This window comes from Streptomyces sp. NPDC058872 (genome assembly GCF_042743065.1).
In the GTDB taxonomy this organism is placed as follows: Bacteria; Actinomycetota; Actinomycetes; order Streptomycetales; family Streptomycetaceae; genus Streptomyces.
Map to the genome: position 1 here is coordinate 266,171 of NZ_JBHYMK010000001.1, position 23,162 is coordinate 289,332.

At 72.9% G+C, this 23,162-nt stretch carries 20 protein-coding genes and 1 pseudogene; 9 read left to right on the plus strand and 12 right to left on the minus strand.

Going from position 1 to position 23,162, the window contains the following annotated elements; all coding sequences use genetic code 11:
* Window positions 1-240: 240 nt before the first annotated feature.
* The 5 genes from ACFW22_RS01210 to ACFW22_RS01230 all read right to left on the minus strand — a co-directional run bounded on the left by ACFW22_RS01210 (window position 241) and on the right by ACFW22_RS01230 (window position 8,049).
* Complete coding sequence (locus ACFW22_RS01210) at window positions 241-3,042, minus strand: SpoIIE family protein phosphatase (RefSeq protein ID WP_386397023.1); 2,802 nt, start codon at window positions 3,040-3,042, stop codon at window positions 241-243.
* Window positions 3,039-5,105 carry a SpoIIE family protein phosphatase gene (locus ACFW22_RS01215; protein WP_386397025.1) on the minus strand — a complete coding sequence of 689 codons (2,067 nt, stop codon included), beginning with the start codon at window positions 5,103-5,105 and terminating at the stop codon, window positions 3,039-3,041. Before ACFW22_RS01215 ends, ACFW22_RS01210 begins: the two co-directional genes overlap by 4 nt.
* Before the next feature lie 50 nt (window positions 5,106-5,155).
* Window positions 5,156-5,818 (minus strand): MFS transporter, encoded by a 663-nt coding sequence (locus tag ACFW22_RS01220; RefSeq protein WP_386397027.1) that lies wholly within the window; start codon window positions 5,816-5,818, stop codon window positions 5,156-5,158.
* Between the two features lie 251 nt (window positions 5,819-6,069).
* Complete coding sequence (locus tag ACFW22_RS01225; protein WP_386397101.1) at window positions 6,070-6,453, minus strand: hypothetical protein; 384 nt, start codon at window positions 6,451-6,453, stop codon at window positions 6,070-6,072.
* Between the two features lie 147 nt (window positions 6,454-6,600).
* Window positions 6,601-8,049: a peptidoglycan D,D-transpeptidase FtsI family protein gene (locus ACFW22_RS01230; protein WP_386397029.1), complete on the minus strand. Its 1,449-nt coding sequence runs from the start codon at window positions 8,047-8,049 to the stop codon at window positions 6,601-6,603.
* A 240-nt stretch (window positions 8,050-8,289) separates the two neighbouring features.
* Between ACFW22_RS01230 and ACFW22_RS01235 the strand changes: the two genes are divergently transcribed.
* Complete coding sequence (locus tag ACFW22_RS01235) at window positions 8,290-8,997, plus strand: DsbA family oxidoreductase (RefSeq protein ID WP_386397032.1); 708 nt, start codon at window positions 8,290-8,292, stop codon at window positions 8,995-8,997.
* A gap of 106 nt (window positions 8,998-9,103) precedes the next feature.
* Window positions 9,104-10,162: an aminotransferase class V-fold PLP-dependent enzyme gene (locus ACFW22_RS01240; RefSeq protein ID WP_386397034.1), complete on the plus strand. Its 1,059-nt coding sequence runs from the start codon at window positions 9,104-9,106 to the stop codon at window positions 10,160-10,162.
* A gap of 48 nt (window positions 10,163-10,210) precedes the next feature.
* Here ACFW22_RS01240 and ACFW22_RS01245 read toward each other — a convergent pair whose 3' ends face one another.
* On the minus strand, window positions 10,211-11,311 hold the full coding sequence (locus ACFW22_RS01245) for a pyridoxal-phosphate-dependent aminotransferase family protein (RefSeq protein ID WP_386397104.1): 1,101 nt from the start codon (window positions 11,309-11,311) through the stop codon (window positions 10,211-10,213).
* 208 nt (window positions 11,312-11,519) lie between these two features.
* Here ACFW22_RS01245 and ACFW22_RS01250 point away from each other — a divergent pair, with 208 nt between their 5' ends.
* A complete protein-coding gene (locus ACFW22_RS01250) occupies window positions 11,520-12,605 on the plus strand; it encodes an amidohydrolase family protein (protein ID WP_386397037.1) in 1,086 nt (361 codons plus the stop codon).
* Window positions 12,606-12,617: 12 nt separating this feature from the next.
* Here ACFW22_RS01250 and ACFW22_RS01255 read toward each other — a convergent pair whose 3' ends face one another.
* The 4 genes from ACFW22_RS01255 to ACFW22_RS01270 form a co-directional block, all read right to left on the minus strand.
* Window positions 12,618-13,178: a GNAT family N-acetyltransferase gene (locus tag ACFW22_RS01255; RefSeq protein WP_386397039.1), complete on the minus strand. Its 561-nt coding sequence runs from the start codon at window positions 13,176-13,178 to the stop codon at window positions 12,618-12,620.
* Window positions 13,175-15,292, minus strand: coding sequence for a penicillin acylase family protein (locus ACFW22_RS01260; protein ID WP_386397042.1), 2,118 nt, complete (start codon window positions 15,290-15,292; stop codon window positions 13,175-13,177). Before ACFW22_RS01260 ends, ACFW22_RS01255 begins: the two co-directional genes overlap by 4 nt.
* 181 nt (window positions 15,293-15,473) lie before the next feature.
* Entirely contained in the window at window positions 15,474-16,370 is an 897-nt protein-coding gene (locus ACFW22_RS01265; RefSeq protein WP_386397044.1) for an LLM class flavin-dependent oxidoreductase, read from the minus strand.
* 136 nt (window positions 16,371-16,506) lie between these two features.
* On the minus strand, window positions 16,507-18,000 hold the full coding sequence (locus ACFW22_RS01270) for a hypothetical protein (protein ID WP_386397047.1): 1,494 nt from the start codon (window positions 17,998-18,000) through the stop codon (window positions 16,507-16,509).
* Between the two features lie 223 nt (window positions 18,001-18,223).
* Between ACFW22_RS01270 and ACFW22_RS01275 the strand changes: the two genes are divergently transcribed.
* Entirely contained in the window at window positions 18,224-18,472 is a 249-nt protein-coding gene (locus ACFW22_RS01275; RefSeq protein WP_360220940.1) for a hypothetical protein, read from the plus strand.
* Entirely contained in the window at window positions 18,469-18,870 is a 402-nt protein-coding gene (locus ACFW22_RS01280; RefSeq protein ID WP_386397051.1) for a DNA-binding protein, read from the plus strand. The genes ACFW22_RS01275 and ACFW22_RS01280 overlap by 4 nt, the downstream gene beginning before the upstream one ends.
* 50 nt (window positions 18,871-18,920) lie before the next feature.
* On the opposite strand, the pseudogene ACFW22_RS01285 reads toward ACFW22_RS01280, so the two are convergent.
* Window positions 18,921-19,163, minus strand: a pseudogene (locus ACFW22_RS01285) (LLM class flavin-dependent oxidoreductase); the annotation flags it as partial.
* Between the two features lie 100 nt (window positions 19,164-19,263).
* Here ACFW22_RS01285 and ACFW22_RS01290 point away from each other — a divergent pair.
* Window positions 19,264-19,575 carry a calcium-binding protein gene (locus ACFW22_RS01290; RefSeq protein WP_386397053.1) on the plus strand — a complete coding sequence of 104 codons (312 nt, stop codon included), beginning with the start codon at window positions 19,264-19,266 and terminating at the stop codon, window positions 19,573-19,575.
* 438 nt (window positions 19,576-20,013) lie between these two features.
* Here the strand turns inward: ACFW22_RS01290 and ACFW22_RS01295 are convergent, their stop codons facing one another.
* Window positions 20,014-20,754 carry an SDR family oxidoreductase gene (locus tag ACFW22_RS01295; RefSeq protein ID WP_386397055.1) on the minus strand — a complete coding sequence of 247 codons (741 nt, stop codon included), beginning with the start codon at window positions 20,752-20,754 and terminating at the stop codon, window positions 20,014-20,016.
* Between the two features lie 90 nt (window positions 20,755-20,844).
* Here ACFW22_RS01295 and ACFW22_RS01300 point away from each other — a divergent pair, with 90 nt between their 5' ends.
* From ACFW22_RS01300 to ACFW22_RS01310, 3 genes are all read left to right on the plus strand, one after another.
* Window positions 20,845-21,192 carry a darcynin family protein gene (locus ACFW22_RS01300; RefSeq protein ID WP_386397058.1) on the plus strand — a complete coding sequence of 116 codons (348 nt, stop codon included), beginning with the start codon at window positions 20,845-20,847 and terminating at the stop codon, window positions 21,190-21,192.
* On the plus strand, window positions 21,185-21,766 hold the full coding sequence (locus tag ACFW22_RS01305) for a TetR/AcrR family transcriptional regulator (protein WP_386397061.1): 582 nt from the start codon (window positions 21,185-21,187) through the stop codon (window positions 21,764-21,766). The genes ACFW22_RS01300 and ACFW22_RS01305 overlap by 8 nt, the downstream gene beginning before the upstream one ends.
* Before the next feature lie 347 nt (window positions 21,767-22,113).
* Window positions 22,114-23,100 (plus strand): SCO1860 family LAETG-anchored protein, encoded by a 987-nt coding sequence (locus tag ACFW22_RS01310; protein ID WP_386397063.1) that lies wholly within the window; start codon window positions 22,114-22,116, stop codon window positions 23,098-23,100.
* The last annotated feature ends 62 nt before the right edge of the window (window positions 23,101-23,162 follow it).

The window sequence follows — 23,162 nt, forward strand, 5'->3', positions numbered from 1 at the left end:
CGTCGCGCATTCCGGACAGGAGCCGCGTTCCGCGGCTCGCGGTGATCTCGGGGCGGACCTACCGTGAGGGGGCCGTGTGCGCCCTGGCGCACACGGCCCAGGCCCCGGCCGGGTTCCCCCGTATCAGTCCGGCCGGGGCCCACACGCCCTGCTCCCGGCCGGCCCCGCCCCGGAGCCCTGCCGAAGCGGCGAGGGCTCCGCTCCCGCGCACCGGGTACCCCCGGGACCCGCACCGAGGCGTCACCAGGCCAAGTCCTCCAGCGCGTCCAGGTCCGGCACCGCCACCGCCATCGGCTCGGCGTCCTCCGCGCCCACCCGCAACTCGGCCCAGATCGTCTTGCCGCGCCGGGCGTACCGCGTGCCCCACCGCTCCGCGTACTGGGCGACCAGGTAGAGCCCCCGCCCGCCCTCGTCCGTCGCCGCCGCGTGCCGCAGGTGCGGCGAGGTGCTGCTGCCGTCCGACACCTCGCAGATCAGCGTCCGGTCGTGCAGGAGCCGCACCGTCACCGGGTCGGCGCCGTACCGCACCGCGTTGGTGATCAGCTCGCTGAGGATCAGCTCCGCCGTGAACGCCAGCCCGTCGAGGCCCCACTCCGAGAGCTTCGCCGCCGCCGCGTTCCGCACCGGAGAGACCGCCGAAGGGTCCCGCGGCACCGTCCACTCCGCGATCCGCTCCCGATCGAGCAGTCGGGTCTGTGCCACCAACAGGGCGATGTCGTCGCGCGGCGCCGGTGAGAGGAGCGTCGCCAGCACGTCCGAGCAGGTCTGCTCCGGACTCCGGTCCGGCCGGGAGAGCGTCGACCGCAGCAGCCCGAGTCCCGCGTTCAGGTCCCGACCGCGGTCCTCCAGGAGCCCGTCCGTGAAGAGCACCAGCTTGCTCCCCTCCGGCAGTCGCAGCTCCGTCGCCTCGAACGGCACGTCCCCCAGGCCGAGCCCCAGCGGCAGGCCCGGGGACAGCTCGGGGAACTCGACCCGCCCGTCGGGACCCACCAGGGCCGGACCGGGGTGCCCCGCGCTCGCCACCGTGCAGAGCCCGGACGCCGGGTCGTAGATCGCATACAGGCAGGTCGCGCCGGTGATGCCCTCGTCCCGCCGTCTTCCCTCGCCGTCCGTCTCCTCCGCATCGCGGTCCTCGATCCGGCCGGTCAGCTCGTCGAGGTGGCCGAGCAGCTCGTCCGGCGGCACGTCCAGGGTCGAGAAGTTGTGCACCGCGGTCCGCAGTCGCCCCATGGTCGCCGCCGCGTGCAGACCGTGTCCCACCACGTCCCCCACCACCAGCGCCACCCGTGCGCCCGGCAGCGGGATCACGTCGAACCAGTCACCCCCCACTCCGGCCTTCGCCGGGAGGTAGCGGTACGCCACCTCCACCGCGCTCTGCTCGGGCAGCACCCGCGGCAGCAAGCTCCGCTGGAGCGTCACCGCCATCGCGTGCTCCCGTGTGAACCTGCGCGCGTTGTCGATCGCGACCGCCGCCCGCGCCGCCAACTCCTCCGCGAACGACAGGTCCTCCTCCCCGAACGGCTCCGGAGTGTCCGCACGCCAGAAGTTCGCCATTCCCAGCACCACCCCACGGGCCAGCAGCGGCACCGTGAGCAGCGAGTGCATCCCGTACGCCAGGGCCTGCGCCGCCGCCTCCGGGTCCTGCGCCCGCCACCCCTCCGCCGAGGCCAGCTCCGCCTGCACCACCGCGTGGCCCGCGTGCAGCGCCGTCGCCATCGGAGTGCTGCGGACGTCGAAGCGCACGACGTCCCCGACCGGCTGGAGCGGCTGGTCGGGGCGCAGCCCGCTCAACGCCGTCCGCCGCATTTCGGTGGAGGCCGACGCGGCCTGCGGCGGCTCCTCCCCGCGCAACACCGCTTCGGGCAGCTCCACCGTCGCGAAGTCCGCGAACCGGGGCACCGCGACCTCCGCCAGTTCCTCCGCCGTGCGCACGACCTCCAGGGTCGTCCCGATCCGCACCCCCGCCTCGTACAGCAGTTGCAGACGGCCACGGGCCACCGCGGCCCGCCCGGTCACGGCGGCCAGCTCGGTGGTGTCCCGCATCGTCATCACGCACCCGGACTCCGAACCGTGCGGCAAGGTCCGCCGCACGCTCACCGCGAGCAGCCGGTCGCCCGCCCGGTGCACCTCGTCGGTCGCGGCCCGCCCCGACTCCAGGAGCTCCACCGTCCGCGGATCGAGACCGAGCTCCGAGACGTGCCGTCGCTCCGCCGCCGCCGTCAGGCCGAGCAGCCGGCGCGCCTCGTCGTTGGCGAGCAGCAGCCGGTGGTCGGCGTCCACGATCAGCACGCCTTCCCGCACGGCGTGCAGCACCGCCTCGTGGTGCTCCTTCATCCGGGTCATCTCCGCAGGCCCCAGGCCGTGCGTCTGTCGCCGCAGCCGCTGGCTCACCAACGCCGCGCCGCCCACCGCCACCGCCAGGGCACCGCCGGCTGCGCCGAGGAGCAACGGCAGCCGCTCCTCCACCGCGTGCGCAATGCTCTCGACCTCGATGCCGCTGCTGACCAGGCCCACGATCCTGCCCTGTGCGTCCACCACCGGGACCACGGCCCGCACGGCGTCGTTCGGCGCTCCGCGGAAGAGCTCCGTGAACGACTCCCCGTCCACCGCGGCCCGCGAGAGGTCACCGGTCGCCTTCTGGCCGATCAGCTCCGGCTGGGAGTCGGTGTACCGCACCCCGGAGGGGCTCAGCACCGCGATGAAGTCCACGCCCGTGGCCAGCCGGGTCGCCTCCGCCCGCTTCTGCAGCTCCGCCGTCGGATCGGGCGAGGCCAGTGCCGTGTCGATGCCGGGTGCGTGTGCGAAGGCCTCGGCGACCGCGAGCGAACGGACCCGGGCGTCCCGCTCGGTGTCCCGCCGCTCCTGCTGGAACGTCACGAAGGCAGCCACCGCGATCACCAGGAGCGCGATCAGCGCCTCCAGCGCGAACACCTGACCCGCGACGCTCCGCAGCCCCGTGCCCCGCCCCTTCTCCGCGCCGTTTCCGCCCACCCGTTTCCGCCCCCGCCACCTGCGCCAGACCCGTCCACGGCCCCGGATCATCCCGTGCTCCGAGCGATCAACAGGGCCACGTCGTCCGGCGCGCCCGGCCGGCGCAGCGCCGTGAGCAGCTGGTCGCAGGTCTCCTCCAGGGGCCCGCGTGCCTCGTCCAGGAGGCCGACGAGAAGGGCGAGCCGCTCGTCGATCGCATCGGCGCGGGTCTCGATCAGCCCGTCCGTGTACAGCACCAGGCGGTCCCCGGGGCGGAACGGCACCCGGGCCGTCCGGAAGGTGCCGCCGCCGACGCCCAGCGGCACCCCGGTGGAGAGCCGCACCAACTCCGCCGGTCCGTCCACCGGGATCCGCACGGGCGGAAGATGGCCCGCGTTCGCGATCCGGCAGCGCTGTCGCACCGGATCGTGCACGGCGAAGAGACAGGTCGCGATGTAGTGCTCCAGCCCCGCCGTGATCCGGTCCAGGTGCCGCAGCACCTGTGCGGGGGACAGGTCGAGGTCCGCGAACGCACAGGTCGCGGTCCGCAGCCGGCCCATCGTCGCCGCCGCGTCGATGCCGCTGCCCATGACGTCCCCGACGACGAGCGCCGTCTTGTCGTCGGGCAGCGCGATCACGTCGTACCAGTCGCCCCCGACTTCGCTGGACGCGTGCGCCGGCTGGTAGCGGGCGGCGACCTCCAGGCCCGCCCGTTCCGGCGGCACCACGGGCAGCAGGCTCCGCTGGAGCGTCACCGCCGAGTTCCGCACGCTCTGGTACCAGCGGGCGTTGTCGATGCTGACGGCGGCGCGGGCCGCGAGCTCGGTCGCGAGCAACACGTCGTCGCCGTCGAAGGGCAGTGCGTTCCGGTCCCGTTTGAGGTCCAGCGCGCCCAGCACCTCGCCGCGCGCGATCAGCGGCACCGCCAGGTACGAGTGGACCCCGGCCCTGGCGAGCAGCTCGGCGGCCTCCGGGCTCCGGGCGATCCGCGACAGGTCCCCGGGGCCGACGTGCTCCACCAGGACGGGCCGCCCGGTGTGCACGCACCGGGTGACGAGCCGGTCGGCCCCGTACATGGCGACCTCCCCGGGCGGGTCCGCCGCCGGCAGGGCCTCCGTATCGCCCTCGGCCTTCACGGCGAGCGCCCGGAACAGCGCCGGACCCTCCTCCGGGGCCCCCGGCCTGCGCAGGGCCAGCACGGAGTCCAGGACGTCGACGGCGGCGACGTCCGCGAGCTCCGGCACCACGACCGAGGCCAGTTCGTCCGCCGTCCGCTCCACCTCCAGGGTGGTGCCCACCCGGGCCGAGGCGTCGGCGACGAGCGCGAGCCGCCGGCGGGACCGGTCCGCGGCGGCGTCCGCCCGGTGCCGCTCGGTCACGTCGATCACCGAGGCGGCGACGCCCAGGACCCGGCCCTCGGAACCCTCCAACCGGTAGAGGGACACGGACCAGGCGTGGTCGTGGTCCGGGTCCGCGGGCGTCCGCCCCACCGTGGCCTGGTCGAGCAGCGGCGTCCCCGTGGTGAGCACCGTCCGCAGCGCGGTGTCGAGGGCCATGGCGTCGAGCATCGGCAGCATGTCGCCGATCCGCCGTCCGAGGTGCAGCTCGGCCGGAATGCCGTTGATCCGTTCCAGGGCCGGGTTCACCAGGACGTAGCGCAGCTCGGTGTCGAGCACGGCGAGGCCGATCGGCGACTGGGAGACCAGCCGGTCGGAGAGCGCGAGCTCGGTCTCGATCCGCTCGACGGCCGCGCTGTCGGCCGCCACCCCCAGGGCGTACAGACCGCCCAGGTCGTCGGTGAGCCGCATGTTGCGGAACTCCACCCGTCGGGTGGACCCGTCCTTGTGCCGCACGGGGAAGGTCCCCGCCCAGGTCGCACCGCCGTGCAGGACCTCGCGGAAGAGGCGCACGGCCTCCTCGCGGTGCTCCTCGCCGACGATCAGCCGGGCCACGTACTGCCCGAGGGCCTCGTCGGCGCGGAAACCGAAGAGCCCCTCGGCCTGGGGGCTCCACAGCACGATCCGTCCCTGGCCGTCCACGACGACGGCCGCGACCCCGAGCACGTCGAGGAGCCCCTTGCCGTCCAGGGGCAACCCCAACCGTCCTGTCGTCCCAGAGAAGGAACCGGCCGTCACACTGCCCTCCTCCCGCCGCGCCACGCGCCTTCCTCCATGCTCCCTGCCGGTCAGCCGCCCCGCACCAGGAGCCCGCCACGGTACGCCCCGAGGAGCAGCGCGACGACCCTGCCGAGGCCCGCCGGGGCGAGCAGCGGCAGCAGGACCCGGACGTCGACCACGGCGACCAGACCGGCGCCGAGGGCCATGGCCGGGGCGGTCGACGCCATGACCAGGGCGTGTGCGGTCGCCGCCATCCGCCCGACGGCCTCCGGCGGGGCCTCCCGCTGGACCGCCGTCGTCACCGCGATCAGCACCCACGGCAACCCCAGGCCGATCACCACGCTCGCCGCGAGGGCCGTGGCCCCGCGGGGCAGGGCCCGCACCCCCACCGCCACCGAGAAGAGCGCCAGGTCGACGACGGCCAGCGTCCGCTCCGGAACCCGGCGCAACAGCGGACCCGTGAGCAGACCGGCAAGGATCGAACCGAGGCCCTGCGCTGCGTAGAGGACCCCGACGTACGCCGGCGGCTTCCCGAGCCCACCGTCCACCACGGCGTAGAGCGCGGCCCCGTTCACCCCGGTGAGCACCATGGTGAACGCACCCGTCGCCACCAGTCGCCGCCGTGCGCGCGAGGTGCGCAACAGCCGCACGCCTTCGGCGGTCTCCCGCCGCCAGCTCCGGACCTCCGGCCGGGCGGGCGGCACCTCACGGACCCGCAGCCGTGCGAACACGCCGGCCGCGACCGGCTACCCGCGCATGGCCGAAGGCTGTCGCCCGAGGAGGGCCGCGCGGACCGGGCAATACACCTAGGAAACGGGTGCGACGTCCCCACCACCGGTGCCGGGGCATCCGGTGATCGCCCTACGCGAGCGGTGTCGCACCGGCGCCGTCGGCCCCGTCCACGGGGCGCCGGGCCGGTGTGCAGGCGCCGGAGCGGGCCGCAGCGCGGCCGGGGCCGCCGCGCACGACCGATCGCCGGGGGTCACCGTTCGCCGCCCCCGCGCGCCTCGTACCGCAGTGCGACCCCGGTCACCACGGCGCCGAGCCCCTCCCACAGCCCGACCCCGAGGAAGCCGGTGGGCGCGCGGCCGGTGGCGACCGCCAGGGTGAAGACCGCACAGGTCAGCAGCCGAAACGGAACCGTCCAACGGAAGAAGGGCTTCCAGTCGGCGAGGGAGGCCAGGACGTAGTAGACGCCCATGTTGAGCGCGGCCATCGAGGAAGCGGTCAGGAAGACCAGGGTGTGGTCCCCGTCCGCACGGCCGCCCGCGGGGACGGGCTCGAAGCCCATGACCGTGAGCAGTGCGTCCGGAGTGACCAGACCCACCACGCCCAGGGCGGCGGCGAGCACGCCGAAGACCGCCATGGTCCAGCCGGACAGGGAACGGGGCAGGCGCACGGGATCCTCCGCGAGGTGACAGCAGGTTCGGCACGTCGAATGTGTGCTCGACGAGGAGCGTGATCCTGCATATCGCGTGACGGGGCCCCGCGGCCAGTCGCTCCCCGTCGCACGTCACTTCAGCGCCGCCTCCATCATTTTCTGCGCCACCGGCGCGGCCAGTCCGTTGCCGCTGACCTCGGAACGGGCCGCGCCCGAGTCCTCGATCATCACGGCGACGGCGACCTGCTTCTCCGTCGAGGGGTCCTTCGCGTAAGAGGTGAACCAGGCGTACGGGGTCTTGCTGTTGTTCTCGCCGTGCTGCGCGGTGCCGGTCTTGCCGCCGACCTCGGCCCCCGCCACGGCCGCATTGGTGCCGGTGCCCTTCTCCACCACGGTCACCATCGCGCTCCGCAACTGCTCCGCGGTCGAGGCGGAGACGATCCGTTCCGCGTCCCCGTCCCGGTACGTCCGGAGCGGGTCGCCGTCGGAGTCGACGACCTCCGAGACCATGTGCGGAGCGGCGAGCAGGCCGTCGTTGGCGAGCACGGCCGACACCAGGGCCATCTGGAGCGGGGTGGCGGTCACGTCGAACTGGCCGATGCCGGTGAGCGCCGTCTGCGCCGCGTCCATGCCGGACGGGTAGACGCTCGCGTAGGCGCGGACCGGGACGTCCCTCTCGGCGTCGTTGAAGCCGAACTTCTCCGCCATCGCCCGCACCTCGTCCTGCCCCAGGTCGGCGGCCATCTTGCCGAAGACGTTGTTGCAGGAGTACTGCAGCGCGGTGCGGATCGTGGCGTTCTCGCAGGGGGCGGAGGGGTTCTCGTTCTTCAGCACGGTCCGGGTGCCCGGCAGGGTGTACGGGTCGGGACTCTCCGTCGCCACGTCCACGGAGCCGTACAGGCCGTTCTCCAGGGCCGCCGCCGCGACGACCAGCTTGAAGGTGGAACCCGGGGGGAGCGGCTGCCGCAGCGCCCGGTTGACCAGCGGCTTGTCCTCGTCGGAGGTCAGCTCCTTCCAGACGTCCCCGTCGTTCGTCCCGGCGATCTTCGACGGGTCGTACGACGGGGTGGAGACCATGGCGAGGATCCGGCCGCTCGCCGGGTCGACGGCGACGGCCGCGCCCTTCTTGCTCCCGAGCGCCCGGTAGGCGGCCTCCTGGACGTCCGGGTCGATCGTGGTGACGACCGTGCCCGGCTCCTGCTGCTTGCGGGTGACGGCGTCCAAGGGGTTCTTCAGCCGGTCGTCGGTGCCGTCGAGGACGTCGGAGAAGATGCCCTCCAGCTGGGTGGCGCCGTACGCCTGCGAGCTGTAACCGGTGACCGCCGCGTACAGCTCGCCCTCCGTGTAGGTCCGCTTGTACGCGAGGTCCGATCCCTCCGTCCTCGTCGAGCCGGTGACCGGGGAGCCGGCCACGACGATGTTCCCGAGCGGCTGCGCGTACTGCGCGATGGTCTTCCGCCGGTTCTTCGAGTCGTCCGCGAGCGCCTTGCCTTCGTACGCCTGTACCCAGGTCGCCCGCCCCAGCAGGGCCAGCACCAGGACCAGCACGAAGACCGACGCGTTCCTGATCGTCTTGTTCATCGCACCCATGGGGACGAACGGGCACGTGGGGGATGTTCCGGATGTGGCCCGTTTCTCAGTGAACCTTCATGTCCGCGCCGCCCGCCGCAACGCTGCGCGACCTCCCCTCCGGACCGGCGCTCCCCGGACCGGCGCTCCCCGGAGCGCCCGACCGGACGGCCAGGAGCGGAATGAACCGGCCCGCCGTGGTGTTCCCCGCGGGGAAGAACACCACCCCGACCCCTTTCGGAGAGATCACCCATGCGCGTCGAGATATGGAGCGACATCGCCTGCCCGTGGTGCTACATCGGCAAGGCACGTTTCGAGAAGGGGCTCGCGGCCTTCGCCCACCGCGACGACGTCGAGGTCGTGCACCGCTCCTTCGAGCTCGACCCGCACCGCGCCAAGGGCGACACGGGACCGGTCCTGGAGATGCTGGCGAAGAAGTACGGCCGCACCCTCGACGAAGCCCGCGCCATGGAGGCGCACGTCGCTTCGAACGCGCACGCGGAGGGCCTCGACTACCGCACCGAGGGGCGCGACCACGGCAACACCTTCGACCTCCACCGCCTGCTCCACCTCGCCAAGGAGCGCGGACGGCAGGGCGAGCTCCTGGACCTGGCCTACCGGGCCAACTTCGCCGAGGAGCGCTCCGTCTTCGACCCGGAGACCCTGGTCGCCCTCGGGATCGAGGCGGGCCTCGACGAGACCGAGGTGCGCGCCGTCCTCGCCGATGGGTCCGCCTACGCCGAGGCGGTGCGGGAGGACGAACGCGAGGCTGCCGAACTCGGTGCCAACGGCGTCCCGTTCTTCGTCCTGGACCGACGCTACGGCGTCTCCGGCGGCCAGCCCGCCGAAGTCTTCACCCAAGCCCTGGAGCAGGCCTGGCAGGGACGCGTCCTGCAGCCGGTCGGCGCCGGTGCGGAGGTCTGCGGCCCGGACGGAACCTGCGAGGTTCCTCAGCAGTGACCACCCCCGGTCACTGCTCTGACCTGCAGAGATAAGCAGCGCTTGGAGATTCCCCACGGTCAGGCCGCCATTGACGGGTGATCGCGGGGAGCCCAGGCTGGGGGGCATGGACCCCCTTGACCAGCCGCTCGGCGGAGCCGAGTTCGCGCCCAAGCGCACCTATCTGGACACTTCCAGCTGCGGACTCCTGCCCCGCCGGACCGTCGAAGCCGTCACGCTCCTCGCCCAGGAGACCGCCGACGGCCGACCGGGCGGCGCCGGCAGCTTCGAAGTGGTGGCCCAGGCCCGTGCCGCCTTCGCCCGCATCGCCGGCGTCGCCCCCGAACGCGTCGCCGTCGGCAGCTCGGTCGCCGTCCACTGCGGAATGATCGCCCAGTCGATGCCGGCCGGGGCCGAGGTCTTGTTCCCCGAAGGGGACTTCTCCTCGCTCATCACCCCGTTCACGATCCGCGGCGACCTCAAGACCCGCTTCGTTCCGCTGGAGCGACTGGCCGAGTCCGTCCGTGCCGAGACCGCACTCGTCGCCTTCTCCGCCGTCCAATCCGCGAACGGACGCACGGCGGACTTCGCGGCGGTCCGGGAAGCGGCGTCCGCCCACGGTGCCCGCACCCTCCTGGACGCCACCCAGTCCGCGGGCTGGCTGCCGCTCGACGCGGGACGGTGGGACTACACGGTCACCGGCGGCTACAAGTACCTGCTCTGCCCGCGCGGGGCGTCCTTCCTCACCGTCACCGAGGAGGCGCAGGACTCGCTGCTCCCGATCCACGCCAACTGGGTCACCGGTGAGGAGCTGTGGGCGAACGTCTACGGACCGGTCCGCGAACTGGCCCGCTCCGCAAGCCGCTTCGACGAGCCGGTGGCCTTCCTCCCGTACCACGGGGCGGCCCGCTCGCTCGCCCTCCTGGAGGAAATCGGCATCGAACGGATCGAGGCCCACGACAAGGGACTCGCGGCCCGCTTCCGCTCCGGGCTCCTCGACCTCGGGCACGTGCCGGTCATGGACGACTCGACGGTCGTCGCCGTTCCCGGTCTCGGGGACCGGGCGGACTCCCTCCATGAAGCGGGCGTCCTGCTCTCGACCCGTGCGGGCAACCTGCGGGCCTCCTTCCACCTGTACAACACCGCGGCGGACGTGGACCGCGCCCTGGAGGCGCTGGCGGGCTGATGCCCGGCGGAGGCCCGGCGTCCGGCCTCCGCCCCTTCCGCGCGCCGCTTACCCCCAGGCCCCCGCAGCCGCCCGGCGCGCACCTTCCGGGTCCACCGCCCGTCCCGCAGCATCGAGCGCCGTCCCCAGGGCGGCCAGCGACGACAGCACCGCCTCCGGGCTCGCGTCCACGCCGTAGTGGTTGACCCGGATCATCTCCCGGGACAGTGCACCACCGCCCGCGACCAGCGGCACCGACGCATCCGTCGCCAGCGCCTTCGTCACCAGCTCCGAGGCGTCGACGCCCGCGGGAGCCCGCAGCGTCGTCGCCACCGGGGCCGCGTCCTCCTCGCGGTGCACGTACGGTTCGAGACCACCGCCCAGCGCCAGGGCGCCCGCGCGGGTCGCAGCCGCCGCCGAGGCGTGCCGAGCCGTCAGCGCGGTCAGCCCCTCCGACTCGATCCGCTCCACACAGGCCTCCAGGGCCAGCATCTCCAACTGGGCCGGGGCGTGGAGCAGCGTCCTGCGGCCCCCGTCGATCCAGCGCTCCTTCCAGTCCAGGAGGGAGAGGTACGAGCGGCGCGGCGCGGCCGGGTTGGCGGCGAACCGCTGCCACGCCCGCTCGCTCACCGACACCGCGGACACCCCCGCGGGCCCGCCCATCGCCTTCTGCGCGCCGATGATGCACATGTCGACGCCCCAGGCGTCCGGCAGCACCGGCTCGGCGCCGATCGACGCCACCGCGTCCAGGTAGAACAGCGCGCCGTGCGCCCGCACGACCCCACCGATCTCGGCGACCGGGTTGGTGTTGCCGGTGGCCGCCTCCGCGTGCACCAGCGAGACGAAGTCGATCTCCGGGTGTTCGCAGAGCGCCCGCTCCACCTGCTCCGCCGTCACCGCCGCGTGGAAGGGCACCACCAGGTCGACGACCGTCGCACCGCAGTCCCGGAGCCAGTTCCCGAAGGTCTGCCCGTACGGACCGGTGACCACGTTCAGCGCGGTCGAACCGGCCCGCGCGCCACTGCGGATGCACCCCTCCAGCGGCAGCAGCGCCTCGCCCTGGGTGATCACCACGTCCTGCTCCGTGGAGAGCAGGGCGGCCACCCGGCGCTCGATGGACGCGAAGCGCGCGGCGGTCAGCGGGGCCAGGTCCAGCAGCGGATGTGTCACGGTCACGGCGGTGCCTTCTTCGGTTCGGTGCGACTCGCTTCGACACGGGCGAAGCTCCTGATCAGGGTACCGAGCGGTGACCGCACGACCCCGGGAGCCGCTCTCCGTGCGCGCTCCCTTCCGGCCGTGTGGCACAGCCCCTCGGGCACCCCGGCCCCGGGGCCCCTCCCTCGCCCCGGCGGTGTTCCCGCCCTCGTACAGTGCAGGCATGAGCGATCACGAGGTGCTGCACGTGAAGGGGCGGGTGCTCGTCGGCCCGGAGGACGTACGGGACGAACTGTGGTGCGTCGACGGGCGGATCACCTTCGACCGGCCCGCCGCCGAGACGGTGACCGTCGAGGGGTGGGCGCTGCCCGGACTCGTCGACGCCCACTGCCACGTCGGTCTCGACCGGCACGGCCCCGTCGACGAGGCCACCAGCGAGAAGCAGGCCCTGGCCGACCGGGACGCCGGGACCCTGCTGATCCGGGACGCGGGTTCGCCCTCCGACACCCGCTGGATCGACGGGCGCGAGGACCTGCCCAAGATCATCCGGGCGGGCCGCCACATCGCCCGCACCCGCCGCTACATCCGCAACTACGCCCATGAGGTCGAGCCCGTCGACCTCGTCGCGTACGTCGGTCGGGAAGCCCGCCGCGGTGACGGCTGGGTCAAGCTCGTCGGCGACTGGATCGACCGGGAAGCGGGCGATCTCACCGCTTGCTGGCCGCGCCCCGAGGTCGAGGCGGCCATCGCCGAGGCGCACCGGCTCGGCGCCCGGGTCACCGCGCACTGCTTCGCCGAGGACTCGCTCCGGGACCTCGTCGAGGCCGGCATCGACTGCATCGAGCATGCGACCGGGCTCACCGAGGAGACGATTCCGCTCTTCGCCGAGCGGGGCGTGGCCATCGTCCCGACGCTGGTGAACATCGCGACCTTCCCGCACCTCGCCGACGGCGGTCAGGAGAAGTTCCCCCGCTGGTCGGCCCATATGCGCCGGTTGCACGAGCGCCGTTACGACACCGTCGGCGCGGCCTTCGACGCGGGCGTGCCCGTCTTCGTCGGCACCGATGCGGGCGGCTCCCTCGCCCACGGCCTGGTCGCGGAGGAGGTCGAGGAGCTCACCAAGGCGGGGATCCCGCCGATCGAGGCGCTCGCCGCCACCACGTGGGGGGCCAGGGCCTGGCTCGGCCGGCCCTCGTTGGAGGAGGGCGCCCCGGCCGACCTGGTCGTCTACGGCGAAGACCCCCGTGCGGACGTGCGCGTCCTCGCCGCGCCGCGCCGGGTCGTCGTCAACGGCCGGGTCCTGGCCTGACCCCCGGCGGGATCAGCGGCTCAGGAACGCGAGCCGCGCCCGCTTCTCCGGGATGAAGACCTCGGGCAGGTCCACCTCGGGGAGCACCACCTCGGGGCCCAGTTCGAAGCCGGCCCGTCGCATGCGGGCGACGGCCTTCTCGTTGGCCGCGTCGGGTTCGACCACGATCCGGTGGTGGTCCTTGAAGGAGAAGGCGACGATCGCGATGAGCAACCGGCCCGTGAAGCCGGGCTCGGGGGCCAGGCCCGGCGCGATGAGCAGGTGGAGGCCGATGTCCCCCGGTCGCACCGGGTAGCACTCGCCGACCCGGTCGGCCGCGGGGTCGTACGTCTGGAGGAGCGCGACCGGCTCCCCGTCCCGGTCGACGAGGTAGCCGTGGTGGGTGGTCAGCGAGTCGAGGTGCCCGTAGACCTCCCGGACCTGTTCGAGGGTGGTCCCGAGCATGCCCCAGAACCGGGCCCGCTCCTCGTTCACCCAGCCGTGGATGAGCGGGGCGTCGCCCTCGGGGTCGACGGGGCGGATGGTGACGGTCCCGAAGCCCTCGACGGCCTGGACGTGTGCGGCGGCGGTCATGCCCTGCTCCTTGGTTCCTCGGTGAGGTGCTGCCAGTCGGTGGTGACGGGGGCGAGCTCGCCCCGCAACCACAGGGGGAATTGGTCCTGGTGGTGCGGGTCGCCGGGAACGCCCGATGCGCCGAACGGCACGATCCAGCGGCTCCGCCGGCGGTCGGAGAGGTCCCACACGTACCGGGCGGCGGAGGCGCGGGCGCTGCGATCGGTCCACCCCGGCACACTGGACGTGGAGAGCACGCAGTCGTGGTCCCCGCCGAGCCCCGGCCACCGCTCGTCGTCCGGATCGGGCAGCGCCTGCCAGGGGGCGAGCCGGTGCGTCACGCCCCAGGCCGCGGGCGGTCCGCCGGAGCCGACCTCGTCGAGCGCCTCGCCCACGATCCGGTCGACGTCCCCGGCGGGCACGGGGCCGGTCACGAGCAGTGTTTCCAGGGCGAAGGCGACCCGGGGCCCGAGCGCCAGCCAGGGGCGGAACAGCTCGGGGTACGGGGCGGGTTCGCGCAGTGCCGCGAAGGCCCGGTGCCCGGCCAGCCGGCGCACGACGGCCCCGCGCACGGCTGCGTAGAGTCCGGCGTCCTGGCTGTCCGCGTCCATCCGCCGGTTCCAGCCGAGCAGTTGCTCCCGCACGTTCGCGCCGGCGGGGGAGAGGCGGTCGGCGACGGCCGTCGGGTCCTGCCCCGCGCGTCGCACCGCCTCCAGGAGGGGGGCCGCGGAGGGGTTGTCGGTGTCCGTGTGGATCGCGGCCATCGCCCCTGCGGTCCAGGACGCCGAGGCACCGAGCAGCCCGTCGATCCGCGTCGCCCGGTGCGGCGGGGCGAACTCCACGCCCAGGGGGGCGGCCAGGTCCCGGGCGTTGGCCATGACGGCGTGGCCGTGCACCTCGGCGCGGGGGAGCGACGCGGGCCGTTCGTCCCAGGCGTGCGCCGGGTCCCAGGCGGGCACGACCCGCAGGGAGTTGGCACGGCCCCGGACGGGCACGTGGCCGGCGACCCGATGGAGCAGGCCGCCCCGGGTGTCGGCGGCCTGGACGACGTTCACCGGCTCGACCCAGCCGTCGAGGGCCGCGTCCACATCGGCGACGGTCCGGGCGCGCAGCAGTGCGGGCAGCGTCCCGAAGCCCAGCTCGCCGGTGACCCGTGGCGGATGCCGCAGGCTGATGGCCTCCCGGGTGCCGGTCGGATCGGTGGGGTCGGGCTCTCCGTCCAGGCCGATGATCACCGGACCCCGCGCGGTCTCGACCACCTCGATCACGACCGGCTCGGCACCCGCGACCTCGATCGTCTCCGTGTGTGCGGCGGCCGGGGCCCAACCGTCCGGGCCGAGGGCCACCGTGCTCCCGTCGGGGAGCCGGCGCAACCGCTCCCGGTACAGGTCCTGGTAGTCCGCCATCGCGTTGGTGATGGCCCAGGCCACCGGCCCGGTGTGACCGAAGTGGGCGATGCCGGGGACGCCCGGCACGGCGAGGCCCACCACGTCGTACGCGGGACAGGCGAGTCGGACCTGCTGGTAGACGCCGGGGGCCTCGATGAACCGGTGCGGATCGCCGGCCACCAGGGCGGCCCCGGTGGCGGTCCGGTCGCCCGACACGATCCAGCCGTTGGAACCGGCGGTGCCGGGGCCGTCCGTGGCGAAGAGTTCCGTCCACTCCTCGCCGAGCCGTCGGGCCACCTCCTCCCGCCACAGCTTGGTGGGGAAGCCGGCGAAGAGGACGTGGGTGGAGAGCCATACGGCGAGCGGGGTCCAAGGTTCCCAGCGACCGGGAGCCAGTCCGGCTTCCGCGAACTCGGGTGCACGGCCCGCCCCTTCCGGGAGCCCGTCGTTGACCCCGGACACGTAGGCGCGGACCCAAGAGGCCGTGGGTGCATCGGTCGCTTCGAGCCGCTCGAAGCAGCGGCGGGCGGTGTCGGCGAGCCGGGCCTGCCGGGCGAAGACGTCCCAGCCGAGCTCCGCGGGGCCGAGGAAGGCGGCGGTGGTGCCCCGGGCCCGGTGCCGCTCGACCTCCAACTGCCAGGCCCGGTCGTGGGCGGTGGTCCGCCCCTGGGCGAAGGCGAGTTCGTCCGGGTCCGCGGCGCGCAGATGGGGAACGCCCCAGGCGTCCCGGTAGACCTCGATGCTCACGGAGACCCCGATCCCGTTCCTGTCCGTCGTACCCGTACGACCAGTCCTTGTTAGGTTAGGCTGGCCTAAATTAAACTACAGGAGTCCGGGAGGGCCGAAGCAGTGGGGTGGACGCGGGGGTGAGCCGCCCGCACGTGCCCCGCCGCCCCACGGGGTGCGGGGCGGCGAACGGCTCGGGCGCTCAGTCGAGCTGGGCGACCGCTTCGGTGGCGATCCGTTCGAAGGCCGCCGGGTCGGTGGCGAAGTCCGAGTCGGGGATCGGCCAGTGGACCACGATCTCGGTGAAGCCGAGCTCGCGGTGGCGTCCCGCGAAGTCGACGAAGGCGTCCACGGACTCCAGCGGTCCGTTCCGGTCCGGGGTGAAGCCGTGGAGCAGGACCTTGTCCAGCCCGGCCACGTCCCGACCCAACTCCGCGCACGCCTTGCCGAGCCTCTCGACCTGCCCGCGCAGGGCCGCCACCGACTGCTCCGGGGTGCCCGTCTCGTACAGCTTCGGGTCGCCGGTCGTCACCCATGCCTGCCCGTACCGGGCGGCCAGCTTCAGCCCGCGCGGCCCGGTGGCCGCCACGGCGAAGGGGAGCCGGGGCCGCTGGACGCAGCCCGGGACGTTCCGCGCCTCCTGTGCCGAGTAGAAGTCGCCCTCGTGCGAGACCGCCCCCTCGGTGAGGAGCCGGTCGAGCAACGGCACGAACTCGCCGAACCGGTCCGCCCGCTCCTTCGGCGTCCACGCCTCCTGGCCGAGCGCGGTGGCGTCGAAGCCGTTCCCCCCGGCCCCGATACCGAGCGTGACCCGCCCGCCGGAGACGTCGTCCAGCGTGATCAGTTCCTTGGCCAAGGTCACCGGGTGCCGGAAGTTGGGGGAGGTCACGAGGGTGCCGAGGCGCATCCGCCCGGTGGCGGTCGCCGCGGCCGTGAGCGTGGGGATCGCGCCGAACCACGGTCCGTCCCGGAAGGAACGCCAGGACAGGTGGTCGTACGTGTACGCGGCGTGGAAGCCGAGCTCCTCGGCACGCCGCCACTTCTCGCCGCCTCCCTCGTGCCAGCGGTCGATGGGCAGAATCACAGTACTCAGTCGCATGGTGACGACCCTAAGCCCAGGAGACCTGAGCGCCAGGGGTCCGATCCCCAAGAGCCGCCGGGCCGGACCACGAGCAGAGCGATGACGCCTGCACTGCCGACGGCGTGGCGTCCTTGAGGGGGCGGCCGGGTGGCGTTCAGCGCAGAACGGTGACGGGTGCCGCGCTGCCTCCGTCCGCGTGAACCAAGGCGTACCCGCCCGATTCGAGGATCCACAGGTCAGCGGGGAACCCGCTGCGGGTGTCCCGCGTTGCGATCTGGTGGGTCCGCAGACCGGTACCGGGGGAGACGGCCGTCAGCTCGCTGCCGCCGATCGCCCAGATCTCGTCCTTGTGGCGGATCACCCCTTCGATCTCGTCGTCGGTGTCGATGCTCCAGAGCCGGGTGCCGCTGGTCAGGGAGAACCCGGATATCCGGCCCCGTGTCGCCTGGTATCCCGGCTTGTTTCCGCTGGACACCCACCGCCGGTCACCGGGTCGCACCTCGGCGGCCACCAAGGTGTCGCCCATCACAGCGGCTGAGCGGACCGGCCGGGCCTTCAGCACGTCGAGGTAGGCGCCGGAGTATCCGGGCAGGATCCGGATCTCCCCCGTGGGTCCGTCCGTCGGCAGCGTGACACGGACGTCTCCCCGTTCGTCGTAGCGGAGCACCGCGCGGGTACCGCGCAGATCTCCCTCGTGCGCCCAGAGGGTCAGGGGGGTGACCGCCAGGACCATCAGGAACCGCGGGGTGCCGACAGCGGGCACGTGGCCGCTGCTGAGTCGTCGGCCGTCGTGACCCGCGTACGTGGCCAGGGTGGGTGCGGCGCGCTCACCGCACTCATCGACGGTGACCACGGTGCTGTCGTCGCTGTCGGAAAGAAGAGGGGAGCAGCCCTCCTTGCTCGCGGCGCGCCAGCGGTCGCTCCCGTCCGACAGTCGGACGGCCCGCCACCCCCGCTCCTCGGGCAGGACCACGGTCTCACTGGTGACCGCGAGCAGGTCGGGCACCGGCTCTTCCAGGATGCGGCCCACCGGTGCCATGGAGGAGCGCCAGATCTCCCGCCCCGTGCCCACGTCCAGGGCGGTCGCGGCCGAGCAGGACGGGCCGTCCGTGGTGTGTCCGATGACACCGATACCTCTTGAGGTCCGACGGCTCAGTGTGCAGATCGTCTCCCGGCCTGGAGGGCTCCAACTCCACGCGACACTGCCGTCGTCGACCCGGAACGCGGTTGCTCTGTCTTCCCGTACCCGAACGACGACGTCGGCATCGTGCCAGCTGCCCACAGCCAACGCACCGGCCTGGGTGTCATGCGGGGCCGACCATACGGGCCGGACGAACTCTCCCGATGAGGAGACGGCGGCCAACGCGACCAGGACGGCCGCGACGAGAGCACCGGCCCAGGCCCAGAGGCGATGGGCCCGCACGGCGCGGAGCAACGGCCACCAGGTGATCCACAGGCCGAGGGCACCTCCGATGGTGTACGCCGTCTCACTACCGTCACCGAGGCCCAGCAACCACATCACGCCTCCGGCCAGAAGCGCTCCTGCCGCCGCCCCGCCCGGCAGGGCGATGACGGCCGCGACCGGTCCGGCCACCGGCCAAGGCGGTATCGCCACCGAAGGACGGACGACGTTGCGTGTGCGTGACACAGGCTCCCCTCCTGCCGACGGACGGAGATCGGCCCGAAGCACTCTCCGCCCGCTGCCATGATCCGTCTCCCGTGCCGGGCGGGGTAGGACCGCTCCTTGCCGCTACGGCGGCCCCAGGCTGCCGGTACCCGGCAAACTGCGGTCTCTGGCACGGCGTGTCGGGATCGCGTGCCGATGCGGAGAAGCCCGGGAGATGGCGCGCATACCGCAGTATGCTGACTCCATGGCTGATACGACCCGCATCACGGTCACTCTGCCCACCGAACAGGTGGCGGAGCTGAAGAGGCTCACGGACAACGTCTCCGGCTACGTCGCGGAGGCGGTCGCCCGCCAGATCAGACACCAGCTGCTCGGTGAGGAGCTGCGCCGCTACGAGGAGGAGCACGGCGCGTTCACCGACGAGGAGCTGGCCGCGGCCCAGGCCAGGATCTTCGGCCCGGCCGAGCACGAGGAGCCGGCGAGCGCCGCGTGAACCACCGCATCGAGACCGTCGTACTGGACTCCCAAGGGCTGTCCGCCTGGATCTCGCAGGACCGGGCCGTGCTCGCGATGATCCGGTCCTTCCATTCGATGGCTGCCGATCTCGTTGTCTGCGCCAACACCGTCGTGGAGGTCATGCACGCCCGGGTGAACACCGCCCGACTGAACTGGATCCTCTCCCAGGTCAAGGTCGAAGCGGTGACCGAGCAGGCGGCCAGGGCCGCCGCCGGGCTGCTGAAAGAGGCCGGACTGCACGGCCACAAGTACGCGATCGATGCCACTGTCGCCGAGCTGGCGCTCCGCCGGCCAGGCCCGGTGGCCATGCTCACGTCGGACGTCGACGACATGGCCAAGCTGTGCGGTAACCGCGTCCGACTCATCGCGATCTGATCTGCTCCGGGCGGGACCAAGACGCCCCTGACGCACGTCTTCCCAGGTCAGACCGTGATGGGTGGACAAGGCTTGACTGAGGTCACGAGGGTGCCGAGGCGCATCCGCCCGGTGGCGGTCGCCGCGGCGGTGAGGGTGGGGAGGGCGCCGAACCACGGCCCGTCCCGGAACGACCGCCAGGACAGGTGGTCGTACGCGTACGCGGCGTGGAAGCCGAGGTCTTCGGCCCGCCGCCAGATCTTCTGTCCTTCGGCCCACCGGTGGATGGGGAGGATCACTGTGCTCAGACGCATGACCCCGACGATACGCGGACCTCCCGCTGTCACGGATGTGCCGACGGAGCAGATGGGGAAGCCACGCTGACGTCGCGATGCGGGCCGCTACCGTGGCGTCATGGGCATGCTGGACAGGGCCGAGCTTGAGGCCATGATCGACGAGGTCACGGTGGACGCCTACGGCGAGGACGAGCAGCGGACCGGTCTGTTCACCATGCTTGAGGAACACCTCGCTCTGCCCTTCACCACCACGGTTCTCGGCGTCGAGGTGACGGTGCGCGGCTTCGACCTCACGCCCGACGGCAGGATCGTCGCCTCGTGCTCTCGCGGTCGCGTCCGGCAGTCGATCGGGATCCTGGATCTGCCGTTGCCCAGCCCCGCTCCCGAGGGGGCGGAGTGGATCGAGGCGTACCGCCACTGGGCCGGTTGAGGCCGGACACCTATCACTTCATGCGGAACCGGCTCGTACGAAAGGGTTGAACGTGGCTGAGGCCGCACGGGGCGCGCATCGGGGTGCCCACGAACCTTCATGGGGCGATCTCGTCGAGCGCAGCGCCGAATCGTAAGGGGCGGCTGGTCACCTTCGCGCAGAGCGCCCGCTTCGACCGCTGGTTGACGCACCTCCTGCTGGAGGCCGCCGGGCCTGAAGGGCTGTTGGACGAGGGCGAGGCGATCCGGGTCGCCGATCAGTTCATCCTTCGATCACGCCTGCCGGACGGGTCGACCGTGGTGGACCGGTTCGCCGCCGGCCGGAAGGACGTGACCACGGCCGACCGGGAGGTGCTGCTCGGCTGGCGTGACCCGGTCGAGCCGGTGGGCGGAGCGCGTGCCGCACCGTGCGGGGGCGGGCCGACTTCCGGTGGTGCGGTCAGCCGTCCCGGAGCAGACGTGCCACCAGCGCGGGCGACAACCGGTGCAGCACGGTCAGGGCGCGCACCTTGCCCACGCGGATGACGGGTCGGGCGCGGTCCATGCCCCGCAGCAGTTCCGCGGCCGCCCGTTCCGGGCTGATCTTGCCGCTGCCCCGGCCGGCCGTCATGGCCGTGTCGACGAGGGGCAGCACGGCCTCCGTGACCCGGATGCCCCGCTCGTCCTCGGCGAGTTGGTGGCGCAGGGCGGTGGTGTAACTGCGCAGCGCGGCCTTGGTGGCGCAGTACAGGGGAGCGCTGCGCTTCGGGGACAGGGCCAGCGCCGAAGTGACGTTGACGATCAGGCCCCCCGGCAGCACCAGGGGCAGGGCGAGCGCGGTGAGCTTGACCGGGCCGGCCAGATTGGTCCCGATCTCCGTGTCCATGGTGCGGAGCAGGTCGGCGGGGTCGTGTGCGGTCAGCCGGTACTCGAACTGGACCGCCGCGTTGTTGACCAGGAGCCTGATGCCCCCTCTGGTGCGCAACTGCTCGGTCAGGGAGACCACCTCGCTCTCCACCGAGAGGTCGCACCGGACGGCCTCGATCCCCGGAAGGGCGTCGGCGGCGGCCAGGCGGTCCCGGTCGCGGCCGCAGACGACGACCCGCTCGCCGCGCTCCGCGAGCCTTCGGGCCAGTGCCAGGCCCACGCCCGCGGTGCCACCGGTGATCACGGCGATTCCCGTGCGATCCGTACCGGACATGCCGACCTCCTCGTGTGGAAATTAAATTACAGAGCAGTAGTGTAATCTAATTCCACGACCCCAGGGGTCCCATCCAGCGCGAGGAGCGTCGTGACGTACGTGGTGATGAACATGCTGCAGTTCCAGCCCGCCTGGCTCCGTCTGGAGCGCAGCGAGCGGGCCCGTACCTGGGAGGCGGTCAGGGCCCTCGCCGCCCGGGCCGACGGGGTCCGTCTCCGTTGGTTCGACTCGGAGGCCTTCTGCGCCGACTACAGCGACATCCTCTTCGTCGAGACCGAAGACCTCTCCGCCTACTACATGTTCTGGGAGGCGGTCCGGGACACCGAGCTCTTCTCGGTCCCGTACGTCGTGGTGAAGCAGGTCGCCATGGGGATCGAAGACGGCTTCGTCGCGTACGACGGGGCCGTTGCCGCCCGGGGGGCGGTGGCCGGTGGCTGAGCGGGCGTCCGCGGCGGGGCGACCGCGCAGCGACGAGGCCTCGGCGCGCATCCTGCGGGCCGCGGTCGAACTGCTGGCGGAGGGCGGGGCGGCGGGGGTGTCGGTCGACGCGGTGGCGGTTCGCGCGGGCGTCTCCCGGCCCACGGTCTACCGGCGGTGGAAGGGCCGCACCGAGCTGATCGCCGCCGCGGTGCGGCACTCCTTCGCGTTGGCCAATCCCGAAGCCCCGCACACCGCCGACGTGCGGGCGGACCTCGTCACCGTGCTGTCCAACACCGTCCGCCTGCTCACCGGCACCGAACTCGGCCGCGTCATCGCCGGGCTGGTCAGCGAGCGACCCCGATCCCCCGAACTCGCCGCGGCGCTGCACGAGGTGGAGCGGGAACGGCGCACCATCCTCCGGCAGGTGCTGCGGCGGGCCGAGGAACAGGGGCGGCTGCATCTTCCCGATGTGGAGTTGGCCGTCGACCTGCTGCTCGGCCCGGTCTACCTCAGACTGCTCGTCACCGGCGATCCCGTCTCCGAAGGGCTCGTTCGGGAACTCGTCGAAGTGGTGGTCCTTCCGGATCGGTGAGCGTCGAGGGGTGCGGTGCCGCTGACGATTTCGGCGCGGTGACCCCTCTCTCCGTGCGTGCGCGCCGGGTTGACGTTCCGTGACCCGACCGCATCGTGGATCGTTTCCACCCAAGCCGTGTGGGCCGCCCCGTACGAGGCGTGCGGGGGGGGCGGGAACGGTTGTGCCGAAAAGAATCGAAAATGAACACGGAAACCCCCCGTTGGGGTGAACTCACCCCAGGCGACTGTCGGTTCACTCTCCGTGCGTAAAGATTTCGGTGTCTCAAGTCGCCGGAGCCGCAGCGACCCACCGTCCCCGAGGTGAGCGGTCGGCGACGCCATGTCTTCCGTGGGGGTTCCACCATCGTGAACAGCAACACCTTCCGCATGCCGGTGCGCCGTACTGCCGCTGCCGTGACCGTCGCCGCCCTGGCCGTCGGCCCCGTGCTCCTGGCGGCTCCGGTGGCGCACGCCTCGGGCGGCGAAGGGCGTGCCACCGCCTCAGTGCTGCGGGCCGGCCTCGACGTCTCCCTCCTGGGCAAGGCCGTGGAAGTACCGGTGCGGGCCTCCCTCAACGAGGTCGAGGCGCCGGAGAGCGACGACGAGACCGCGCTCTCCGTGAAGGTGCAGGGGGCCGAGGGCGGGAAGCCGATCGACCTCCTGAGGGCCGACGTCGCCACCTCGGACGCGACCGTGGACGAAGGGAAGGCAGAGGGGCACGTCAACCTGGTCAGGGCCCGGGTCCACGTCCCCGGCATCCCGCTGCTCTCCCTCGTCGAGGTCGAGGAGGTGACGTCCAGGGCGCTGTGCGAGGTGGGGAAGCAGCCGGTCGCCACGTCCAACGTCCTCGGCCACGTGACCGTCTTCGGGAAGAAGACGACCCTGTCGGCCGGTGGTCGGACCCAGGTCAGGGTGCCGGGCGTCGGGCAGGTCACCCTGGACCTCTCCCGTACCTCCACCGCCAGTCGCAGCGCCGCGGCGACGGCCCTCGAACTGCACGTGGAGGTCGACCCGCTGAAGCTCGGTGTCGCCGAGGTCAACGGCACGGTCACCCTCGCCGAAGCCGCCTGCGAGACGCCCGGGGGCACGGTTCCGACGGACGAGCCGACGGACGAGCCGACGGACGAGCCGACCGGGCAGCCCAGCGAACGGCCTTCGGAGCAGCCCTCGGCCAAGCCGAGCGACGCCGGTGGCATCAAGACCAACAACGCCGGCGTCACCCCCACCGAGCACCTCGCCGAGACCGGTGGCAGCTCCGCCACCCCGTACATCGCGGCCGGGGCGCTCGCCCTCCTGCTGGCGGGCGGCGGCGCCCTCGCGTTGACCCGCTCGCGAGCCCGTTCCCGCAGCTGACGGCCCGAGGGGGAGGCGCCGGGGGGTGCCGGGGCGGAAACGGGGGCCGGGGAGGGCGACGG

Coding starts and splice junctions, on each gene's coding strand:
- ACFW22_RS01210 (WP_386397023.1), bottom strand. CDS start 3,042: ATGATCCGGGGCCGTGGACGGGTCTGGCGCAGGTGGCGGGGGCGGAAA.
- ACFW22_RS01225 (WP_386397101.1), bottom strand. CDS start 6,453: ATGGCGGTCTTCGGCGTGCTCGCCGCCGCCCTGGGCGTGGTGGGTCTG.
- ACFW22_RS01230 (WP_386397029.1), bottom strand. CDS start 8,049: ATGAACAAGACGATCAGGAACGCGTCGGTCTTCGTGCTGGTCCTGGTG.
- ACFW22_RS01235 (WP_386397032.1), top strand. CDS start 8,290: ATGCGCGTCGAGATATGGAGCGACATCGCCTGCCCGTGGTGCTACATC.
- ACFW22_RS01240 (WP_386397034.1), top strand. CDS start 9,104: ATGGACCCCCTTGACCAGCCGCTCGGCGGAGCCGAGTTCGCGCCCAAG.
- ACFW22_RS01250 (WP_386397037.1), top strand. CDS start 11,520: ATGAGCGATCACGAGGTGCTGCACGTGAAGGGGCGGGTGCTCGTCGGC.
- ACFW22_RS01255 (WP_386397039.1), bottom strand. CDS start 13,178: ATGACCGCCGCCGCACACGTCCAGGCCGTCGAGGGCTTCGGGACCGTC.
- ACFW22_RS01265 (WP_386397044.1), bottom strand. CDS start 16,370: ATGCGACTGAGTACTGTGATTCTGCCCATCGACCGCTGGCACGAGGGA.
- ACFW22_RS01275 (WP_360220940.1), top strand. CDS start 18,224: ATGGCTGATACGACCCGCATCACGGTCACTCTGCCCACCGAACAGGTG.
- ACFW22_RS01290 (WP_386397053.1), top strand. CDS start 19,264: ATGGGCATGCTGGACAGGGCCGAGCTTGAGGCCATGATCGACGAGGTC.
- ACFW22_RS01295 (WP_386397055.1), bottom strand. CDS start 20,754: ATGTCCGGTACGGATCGCACGGGAATCGCCGTGATCACCGGTGGCACC.